This is a genomic window from Mesorhizobium silamurunense (assembly GCF_014843905.1).
Classification (GTDB): Bacteria; Pseudomonadota; Alphaproteobacteria; order Rhizobiales; family Rhizobiaceae; genus Mesorhizobium; species Mesorhizobium silamurunense.
Map to the genome: position 1 here is coordinate 1 of NZ_LPVS01000223.1, position 3,036 is coordinate 3,036.

Annotated in this window: 3 protein-coding genes; 1 reads left to right on the forward strand and 2 read right to left on the reverse strand. The window is 58.6% G+C overall.

Annotation, left to right across the window (positions count from 1 at the left end):
• Positions 1–545: 545 nt before the first annotated feature.
• Positions 546–956 carry a response regulator gene (locus tag AU465_RS33205; RefSeq protein WP_246506646.1) on the reverse strand — a complete coding sequence of 137 codons (411 nt, stop codon included), beginning with the start codon at positions 954–956 and terminating at the stop codon, positions 546–548.
• A gap of 197 nt (positions 957–1,153) precedes the next feature.
• On the opposite strand from AU465_RS33205, the gene AU465_RS33210 reads away from it, so the two are divergent.
• Complete coding sequence (locus AU465_RS33210; RefSeq protein WP_192257257.1) at positions 1,154–2,221, forward strand: sensor histidine kinase; 1,068 nt, start codon at positions 1,154–1,156, stop codon at positions 2,219–2,221.
• Between the two features lie 129 nt (positions 2,222–2,350).
• On the opposite strand, the gene AU465_RS33215 is transcribed toward AU465_RS33210, so the two are convergent.
• Positions 2,351–2,866, reverse strand: coding sequence for a hypothetical protein (locus tag AU465_RS33215; RefSeq protein WP_192257259.1), 516 nt, complete (start codon positions 2,864–2,866; stop codon positions 2,351–2,353).
• Between the last annotated feature and the right edge of the window lie 170 nt (positions 2,867–3,036).

Consider the following 3,036-nt stretch of genomic DNA (forward strand, 5'->3'; position numbering starts at 1 on the left):
CATAGGCCATCACGACGATGTCAGGCAGGCGGTGACAATCGGGCGGTTACGATTTTCCACGGCTTGGATTCCATTGCTGTACGGGCCCGCCGCTTCTCTGGCCTGTCGCACTCCGACTGGCCTCGCCGTGTCTGTGGACACGCCTCCGACCGTCGGAGGCCTTGCGAACAAGATCTGCAAATATTGAGGGCCTCAGAACGGACCCGTCATGCCTTCAATGCCAGCATCATGAGAAGCAGTATCCGGCCGAACGTCAAGGGGTGTAACCGTACCTCGCCAAAGGCGAATGGTTCTTACTGCGTGGGCAATGGCTGGACCGGATGTCTCCGGCATGGCAGCTAGCCACCCATTGATATAAGCTCGCAATCGACTATGCGCAGCATCCATCGGAGGACCGGAAGCGGCAGCATCTGTAGTCGTCAACCACAGATGCTCCATGCAGCGATTGGTTTCAGGCAAGCATACTTCGGCGCACGCGAAGTACGCGCTCCGGAAATAGGCGATTGAGCTACGCCTTGCTGCAGGACTGGTGTGTCTCCTAACGCCTAACGATGCTGATCAGGCGGTCGAAGGCAATTCCACAGGTGCCTTTCAACAGTGAAGCAACCGCCGTAACGATTTGCGCAACTGCGAATGGCTTGGATATCATGATGCTTCCGGGCACCCCCTTGAGCATGCCAATCGGCGGCGCTATCGCCATTTATGTAGATGACCGGCATTGTCGGTGCGGTCCCACGGACATGGCAGCGGCCAATATCCCAGCCATTTGGACCGTCGCCCAATCTGATGTCCGTCAGAACAGCCTTGAAGCGGGTTGGATCTGCGTCAAAGGCCGACAGAGCCTGGACGGCGTTCCTGGCGGTGACAACTTCAAAACCTGCTGCGGCGAGCGAATCTTCCAGCTCGATCAGCACCAACGCTTCGTCTTCAACAGCCAACACCACATTCGATTCCATTCGCACCCCCAAACAGCAAAAGCTGCGGCCCGTGTATGCGGTTGAATGGCCTGTTGGTTCCGTCGATACTGGCTTGGCGCCCACATCAGCGCGTCGTCGCGCCCTCTTGGCGAGACAGATTCAATTCGCGACACAGGCCCGGCGCCGGTGTAGGATGTAGTCAAGGAAGGCAAAACGCCTTCAGATCGGCTCAAGCCTTGTTCCATCCCATCGCCAGTATCGAAGACGCGCAGACGCTGGCGCAGGCCATCGTCAATACGATCGCCGAGCCGTTGCTAGTGCTTGACGAGGACCTTCGCGTGCTGGCGGTCAGCCGCTCCTTCTATGAGACTTTTCAGGTCGACCCCGAACAGACGCTCGGCTCGCCGCTCTACGCGCTCGGCGGCGGCCAGTGGGATATCCCAGCGCTTCGCCTGCTCTTGGAGACCATCATCCCCGAGAAGACTGCCATGGATGGCTTCGAGGTCGAGCATGATTTCCAGGCTATCGGCCGCCGCACGATGCTGCTCAACGCTAGAAAGGTTCTCTACGACCACAGTTCGGCTGTGACGATCCTGCTTGCCTTCAACGACATAACGGCCCGCCGCGTCATAGAGAGGGAAAAGGAAGAGCTTCTCGCACGCGCAGAAGACCTGCTGCGGCAGAAGGATGTGCTGCTGCGCGAGATGGAGCACCGGGTTGCCAACAGCCTGCAGATCATCGCCAGCATCCTTTTATTGAAGGCCCGCTCCGCCACCTCGGAGGAAACCCGCCAGCATCTGAAGGACGCCCATCAAAGGGTGCTTTCGGTCGCCGAGGTGCAGCGCCATCTTCACACCTCGGCTGGTATCGAAGAGATCGACGTCGTGTCGTATCTGTCAAAGTTGTGCAGCAGCCTAGCCTCCTCGATGGTCGGTGAAGACCAACCGATCGCGGTCAACGTCACGGCTCAAGGTGGCTGGATAGATTCGCAGAAGGCGGTGAGCCTCGGCCTGATCGTCACCGAACTCGTTCTCAACGCGATCAAATATGCCTTCCCGATGGAGAAGGCCAAGGCGCTGATCCAGGTGTCTTACGAGACCGACGGCGCTGACTGGAAGCTGACGGTCTCAGACAATGGCGCCGGCAAGGCCGCCGGAACGCCAAGCGCTGGCCTCGGAACGGCTATTGTCGAGGCTTTGGTGAAACAGCTCGAGGCCCGGATGGATATCATCAGCGACGGCAGGGGCACCAGCGTGTCCATCACCAGGGCGACATTCACATCGCGCATACCGCGGGCAGCCTAAGGACGGCCTCCGGTTGAGTTGAAACCGAGTGGTAGATGCGCCTGCGGCCAGTCACGCCAGTTGCCAGGCCGTGCAGACTGGCATGAAAGCGGACGAAATTTGCAGTACAAGAAAAGAAGCGCAACTCGCCTACATTTCGTTGTTTTCGATAATGCCGGCTTCACCGTCCCGCAGGCGGGTTTCGGAGGCCTTTCGGCTTGGCCTAGCCGTCTCCGAAGATTTCCGCCTCACGCTCCCAGAAACCCCCTTTCGGGGCGGCAGTTCGTTCAGCGGGCGTGGCGGTGAAGTAGTGGAACGATCCACCACATCTGCTTGAGGGAAGCGCGATGCTCCGCCACCACGAGCCTCAACTGGCGTGAGTGAACATGGTTCCGGCGGTGCGGAGCCGGAGGCCAATGACGCAGCGTATTCAGAGGAAGAAGAAGGTCGGCCAACCTCGCCGAGCCACTCGTCGTAGCCGGAATTCAAGGCCGACAGTAACTCGTCAGGGTTGTGGATACCGCCCTGGAACAGTTCTACGATCCGGCGACCAAGACGCCCCCTGGCCGGATGGCCAACCGCTATGCCAGCCTGGCAGCAATAATCGTCGATCACGTTGGTAAGTAGTGAAAGCTGTTCTGAATCTGCCGAGCCGTTGAGGGCCATTACGCTTCTCTCATAATATTGTGCGAAAGCGTGATAGAATCTTTCAAAGGCCAGCTTGCAGGGAAGGTGCGGGCGACTCTTCACACATAGGGTGTCACTCCCCTATATGCGAGTCTATTCTAGTGGATGGAATCTAACACTTGGTGCCCACGTTTGACGGCGGCAATGAT